The sequence below is a fragment of the Acidovorax sp. KPB24-07 genome (genome assembly GCF_057543315.1).
The window spans coordinates 1-5,402 of sequence record NZ_BAAJYS010000245.1; the positions used below are offsets into that span (position 1 = coordinate 1).

Sequence of the window (5,402 nt, forward strand, 5' to 3'; positions counted from 1 at the left end):
GGGGCGGCAGCGGAAGCGGCGGACGCAGCGGGAGTCGCCGCAGAGGCGGGCGCACCGGGCGCCGCGGCGCCAGCGCCGCCGGCCTGCCAGGCCACGGGCTGCACCACGATCGGATCGCCGGGCTTGCCGCGCGGCAGCTTCTGGAAGCCGTCCACCATGACCTTTTCGCCCGTCTGCAGGCCTTCCAGCACCACCCAGTTCGTGCCCTGGGCCGGCCCGAGCTTGATGGGGCGCGGCGTGAGGTGGTTGTCCGCGCCCACCACCATCACGGTGTCGCCCTTGGCCGAGCGGGTCACGGCCTGCTGCGGCAGCAGCACGCCGCCGGCCACCTGGGCCTGCTCCAGGCGCACGCGCACGTAGAGCCCTGGCAGCAGCTGGCGGTCGGTGTTGGGGATCTCGGCGCGCAGCGTGACCTGGCCGCTGGTCGGGTCCACCGTCAGGTCGGTGAAGAGCAGCTTGCCGGTCTGGGGATAGAGGCTGCCGTCTTCCAGCACGACGCTCACGCTGGCCGAGCCCTTGCCGGCCTGCTTGTACTTGCCGCTGGCCAGGCCCGCCTTGAGCTTGAGCGCTTCGGAGGCGGACTGTGTGAAGTTCACGTACAGCGGGTCGATCTGCTGGATGACCGCCAGCTCGGTGGCCGAGCCCTGGCCCACCAGCGCGCCTTCGGTCACCAGCGCGCGGCCGATGCGGCCGGAAATGGGGGCGGTCACGGCCGCGTAGCCCACGTTGATCTGTGCCGTGGTCACGGAGGCGCGGGCGGCGGCGAGGTTGGCCTCGGCAGTCTTTTGCGAGGCGACGGCGTTGTCGTATTCCTGCTTGCTGATCGCGTTGACGGCCACGAGCGGCTTGTAGCGCTCGGCCAGCGCGCGGGTCTGTGCCACGTTGGCATCGGCCTGCGCCACGCTCGCCCGGGCGCTTTCCAGCGAAGCCCGGTAAGGCGCGTCGTCGATGGCGAAGAGCTTTTGCCCAGCCTTCACGTCGCTGCCTTCGGTGAACAGGCGTTTTTGCAGGATGCCCGCGGCCCGTGCACGCACTTCGGCGACGCGGGAGGCCTCCAGCCGGCCGGGCAGTTCGGTCACGAGGCCCACGTCGCCGGGCGCCACGGTGACCACGCCCACCTGGGGCGGGGGAGGGGCGCCGCCACCGGCCTGGGCCGGGGCTTCGCTCTTGCCGCAGGCCACCAGGACGGTGGCGGCGACCAGGCTGAGGCAAAGGGCCACGACCCGGCGTGCGGGGTGGAGGGCGGCAGCGGAAACGCCAAGATCGTCACTGAGGCGAAGCATGAAAGTCCTTCCGGAAATGCGCTGATTGAAAAGGCCATGCAGGCACGGAGATGTCTTTGATCGGCATCAACCAAGCAGATGGCCCTTGAATTCGGTGCGCGATTATACATACAAACATGAATGTATAATTGCTGCGGAGCGCTGGCGCCGCCCTTTCCACGGGGTGGGCAATGCCAGAAAAACGCGGACATCGAACACAAAAGGAGACATGCCCCATGGCCCGACGCACCAAAGAAGACGCCGTTGCGACACGCAATAGTTTGCTGGATGCGGCCGAGCAGGTCTTTTACCAGAAGGGTGTGTCGCACGCGTCGCTCAACGAGATCGCGCAGGCCGCCGGCGCCACGCGGGGCGCCATCTACTGGCACTTCAAGGACAAGGTCGATCTGTTCAACGCGATGATGGAGCGCGTCACCCTGCCGCTGGAGCGCGCCAATGGCGAATGCGAGAGCAACGAAGACATGGCGCCGCTGCAGCGCATGCGCGGCGTAATCGACCTGGTGCTGCGCAACCTGGCGCAGGACCAGCGCATGCAGCGTGTCTTCGAGATCGCTTTCTTCCGGGTGGAATACGTCGAGGAATTGGCGGGCGTGCGCGACCGGCACATCGCCGCCTGCGGCGCCTTCCGCGAGCAGCTTGCCAACGACCTGCGCCTGGCCGCCGAAAGCCAGAAGGTGCAGCTGCCCATGCCCCCGCAGATCGCGGCCATCGCCCTGCAGGCGATCTTCGAAGGGCTGCTGCAGGGCTGGATCCTGAACCGCGCCAATTTCGACCTCCCGGCGACCGGGCGTGCCTCGGTGGACGCCTACCTGCGCGGGCTGGGCCTGGAGCTGCCCCCGTTGCCGGACTGGCTGCAGGATTGCTCTTTGCGGGACGTGTGCCCGCACGCCGCGAGGGCCGTGCCATAATCGCCGACTGATCGGGCCGCAATGGCCCGCTGTGCGGCTGTAGCTCAGTGGATAGAGTATTGGCCTCCGAAGCCAAGGGTCGTGGGTTCGATCCCCGCCAGCCGCACCATCGATGATCGCCGCAGTGCCGGACAACGCACTGGGTTCTCCCTCTTTTTCCATTCCTTCCGATTCGCGTCCGGCGTTATCCCCGCATTAGCGGCGCCTGCGCAACGCATCGCGCTTTTCACGCCGTTCCAGCCACAACGACAGCGCCACGCGCGCGGCCAGCAGGGCCACGGTGGTGGCCAGGGCGCCGGTGGACAAGGGCGCTGCCGGAGCCGCTTGCATGGCGGGCGCGGGCAAAGGCGTGACGGGCGTGAGCGCCGAGTTGGCGTCGGCCCCGCCCTTGCGGGGCTCGACCGGGTCGAGCAAGGCCTCGGGGGCGGCGGCATGCGAGCCGTGCTCGGCCGCATACACCTTGGTGAATTCCGCGCCCAGCAGGAAGATCTGCGCGGCGTAATACACCCAGATCAGCACGACCGCGATGGCGCCGGCGGCGGCATAGGTCGAGCTCAGGCCCGCCTTGCCCACATACAGGCCGATCAGCACCTTGCCCACCTCGAACAGCACGGCGGTCACCGCAGCGCCCACCCACACGTCGCGCCAGGCGATCGGCACCGAGGGCATGAACTTGAAGATCATCGCGAACAGCACGCAGCTGATGCTCATCGACAGCAGGGTGTTGATGCCCATCAGCATCAGCTCCCAGCCCGGCATCAGCGCGCCGAGCCAGGTGCCCGCCGCCGCCACCGCCGCGCTGACGGTGAGCGAGGCCATGAGCAGGAAGGCCAGGCCCAGGATCAGCCCGAACGACAGGAAGCGCGCGCGCAGCAGGCCCCAGATGCCGCTCGGCTTGGCGGGCTCCGGCACGTGCCAGATGCGGTCGAGCGCGCTCTGGATCTCGCCGAACACCGTGGTCGCGCCGATGCCCAGCAGCACTAGGCTGATGGTGCTGGCGATGATGCCTTCTGTGGGCTCGCGGGCGCTCTTGATGAGGCCCTGGATGGCGAGCGCGCCGTCGCGCCCCACCAGGCCGGAGATCTGTCCTTCGATGGTGCCGCGCACCGCGTCCTGGCCGAACACGGCACCGGCGATGGAGATCACGATGACGAGCAGCGGCGCAATGGAGAACGCGGTGTAGTAGGAGATGGCGGCCCCCATGCTGGGGGCGTAGTCGTCGAGCCAGGCCTGGCAGGATTTCTTGGCGAGTCGAAAAAGGGTCGAGGCGTTCATTGCGGTTCCGGGGTCAGGCCTCTGGTGTAACCAATCGCATTGCCGCAGGCTGTAGGAGGGGGCCGGAAGCGCCCTTCGCCGGTCCCGTTCGTTCCCCACGGGGAGCCCGTCCGATGCAGCGCGAGGGCGCCGTCCCACACGGGGGCGGCCGCGGGCGGTGCGGTAATCCGGTCATTCCCAGAACCTTTGCGAGGTCTGTGCATGTCCCGTTCGCACCGCCAGTGTTCCGATAAAGCCAAGCCCCGGGAGATTAAGCGCCAGCGCCAGCGGGAGGCGATGTTCAAGCCGGCGGGGCGGGGCGGCGTGCCGTTCTATCCCGACCCCGAACCGCCCGTGTGGAAACCGCTGGGCTGATGCCACGCCCGCCGTGCCAGCGCGCTACGGCGTGACGCAGGCCCCATCCACGAACACCCGCAACTCGCCGCTCTGGAAAGCGGTCCACTGCTCGTCGCTGGTGAGCGGCGCGGTCACGACGACGGCCACGCGGTCCTGCGGCGTGGTGTGGGCGGAAAAATCGATGCGCAGGTCTTCGTCGCACAGGCGTGCCTGCGAGAAAGGGTGGCGCCGCTCGATGTAGTAGAGCTGCGTGGAGGCATGCGCCCACAGCGCCTGGCCGTTCGACAGCAGGAAGTTGAACGTGCCGTGTGGGGCGATGCGCGCGGCCAGTTCGCGCAGGGTGATGGTCAGCTCCGGAATGCTGGGCACGCCCGCGTGGGACTTGGCCAGCTCCTGCATGATCCAGCAGAAGGCATGTTCGCTGTCCGTCGTGCCCACGGGGTGGAAGTGCGAATGCAGCCGCGGGCGGAAGTCCTTGAGGTCGCCGTTGTGCGCGAACACCCAGTACCGGCCCCACAGCTCGCGCACGAACGGGTGGCAGTTCTGCAGCGAGACGCTGCCCTGCGTGGCCTTGCGGATGTGGGCGATGACGTTGCGGCTCTGGATGGGGTAGCGGCGGATCAGCTCGGCCACGGGCGAATCCACCGCGCGTTGGTGGTCCACGAAATGGCGCAGGCCCTTGTCTTCGAAGAACGCGATGCCCCAGCCGTCGGAATGGTCCGCCGTGTTGCCGGCACGCTGCGCGAACCCCGTGAAGCTGAACGTCACGTCGGTCGGCGTGTTGGCATTCATTCCGAGCAACTGGCACATGGGCTTTGGGAGAAAAGAAAGAAAAGGACGAAGGGCGGAAGGCCAGGGACGGGATCGGGTTCAGCGGCCCGGCGCCGCGGTCTTGGGCGCGCGCAGCTGCCACGCGGCCACCAGCGCCAGCAGGCACAGGCCGGTGAGCAGCAGGAAGGTTTCGCCGAAGGCGGCGATGCGCGCCGGGCTGCTGACCGCGTTCTGCAGCGAGTCGCCATGCGCGGCGATGCGCCATTCGAGCACGATCCCGCACAGGCTCACGCCGGCTGCGCCGCCCAGCATGCGCACGAAGCTGATGGCGCTGGAGCCCTGCGCGATGAGCGGCTTGGCCAGCGGCCGCATGGCCCCCAGGTTGAGCGAGGGCAGGATGAACCCGAGCCCGATGCGCCCCAGCACCGCGAACACCACCAGCATCCACAGCCCGCTGGTCAGATCGACCAGCACCATGAGCGCGAACGAGATCGCCAGCAGCGCCAGGCCCGTGCCCACCAGCCAGTGCGTGGGGTGCCGGTCGGCCAGCCGGCCCACGATGGGAATGGTGATGGCCAGCACGATGCCGGCCGGCAGCATGATGGTGCCCACGTGCGAGGCCGACAGCTGCAGGCCCAGCTGCATGAACACCGGCAGCAGGTAGGTGGAGCCGAAGAGCGCCGTGCCGTAGATGAAGGCCACGATGCTGCCCATGGCGAACTGCCGGTATTCGAAGAGGCGCAGGTCCATGAGCGGCGTGGCGCCGCGCGCCAGTTGCCGGCGCTGCCACGCGATGAAGACGGCCAGGGCCGCGAAGGCCGCCAGCAGC

At 68.5% G+C, this 5,402-nt stretch carries 6 protein-coding genes and 1 tRNA gene; 3 read left to right on the plus strand and 4 right to left on the minus strand.

The window, feature by feature from the left end:
- The coding region (locus AC27IQ_RS18355; RefSeq protein WP_487090320.1) for an efflux RND transporter periplasmic adaptor subunit at positions 1-1,283 on the minus strand (1,283 nt) is incomplete at its 3' end.
- 215 nt (positions 1,284-1,498) lie between these two features.
- Between AC27IQ_RS18355 and AC27IQ_RS18360 the strand changes: the two genes are divergently transcribed.
- Both AC27IQ_RS18360 and AC27IQ_RS18365 read left to right on the plus strand, forming a co-directional pair.
- The gene (locus tag AC27IQ_RS18360; RefSeq protein WP_284394426.1) at positions 1,499-2,191 is read left to right on the plus strand and encodes a TetR family transcriptional regulator; all 693 of its coding nucleotides are present in this window, start codon (positions 1,499-1,501) and stop codon (positions 2,189-2,191) included.
- Between the two features lie 33 nt (positions 2,192-2,224).
- Positions 2,225-2,300: transfer RNA gene (locus AC27IQ_RS18365), tRNA-Arg, on the plus strand.
- An 86-nt stretch (positions 2,301-2,386) separates the two neighbouring features.
- Here AC27IQ_RS18365 and AC27IQ_RS18370 read toward each other — a convergent pair.
- Positions 2,387-3,466, minus strand: coding sequence for a YihY/virulence factor BrkB family protein (locus tag AC27IQ_RS18370; RefSeq protein ID WP_284406666.1), 1,080 nt, complete (start codon positions 3,464-3,466; stop codon positions 2,387-2,389).
- 201 nt (positions 3,467-3,667) lie between these two features.
- On the opposite strand from AC27IQ_RS18370, the gene AC27IQ_RS18375 reads away from it, so the two are divergent.
- Positions 3,668-3,820: a hypothetical protein gene (locus AC27IQ_RS18375; protein WP_272565744.1), complete on the plus strand. Its 153-nt coding sequence runs from the start codon at positions 3,668-3,670 to the stop codon at positions 3,818-3,820.
- A 24-nt stretch (positions 3,821-3,844) separates the two neighbouring features.
- On the opposite strand, the gene AC27IQ_RS18380 is transcribed toward AC27IQ_RS18375, so the two are convergent.
- Both AC27IQ_RS18380 and AC27IQ_RS18385 read right to left on the minus strand, forming a co-directional pair.
- Positions 3,845-4,612, minus strand: a complete 768-nt coding sequence (locus AC27IQ_RS18380) for a class II glutamine amidotransferase (RefSeq protein WP_284413330.1) — start codon at positions 4,610-4,612, stop codon at positions 3,845-3,847.
- A gap of 60 nt (positions 4,613-4,672) precedes the next feature.
- The coding region (locus AC27IQ_RS18385; RefSeq protein ID WP_487090321.1) for an MFS transporter at positions 4,673-5,402 on the minus strand (730 nt) is incomplete at its 5' end.

Excerpts from the sequence above, each read along its gene's own strand:
- AC27IQ_RS18380 (WP_284413330.1), bottom strand. The coding sequence starts at position 4,612 with ATGTGCCAGTTGCTCGGAATGAATGCCAACACGCCGACCGACGTGACG.
- AC27IQ_RS18360 (WP_284394426.1), top strand. The coding sequence starts at position 1,499 with ATGGCCCGACGCACCAAAGAAGACGCCGTTGCGACACGCAATAGTTTG.
- AC27IQ_RS18370 (WP_284406666.1), bottom strand. The coding sequence starts at position 3,466 with ATGAACGCCTCGACCCTTTTTCGACTCGCCAAGAAATCCTGCCAGGCC.
- AC27IQ_RS18375 (WP_272565744.1), top strand. The coding sequence starts at position 3,668 with ATGTCCCGTTCGCACCGCCAGTGTTCCGATAAAGCCAAGCCCCGGGAG.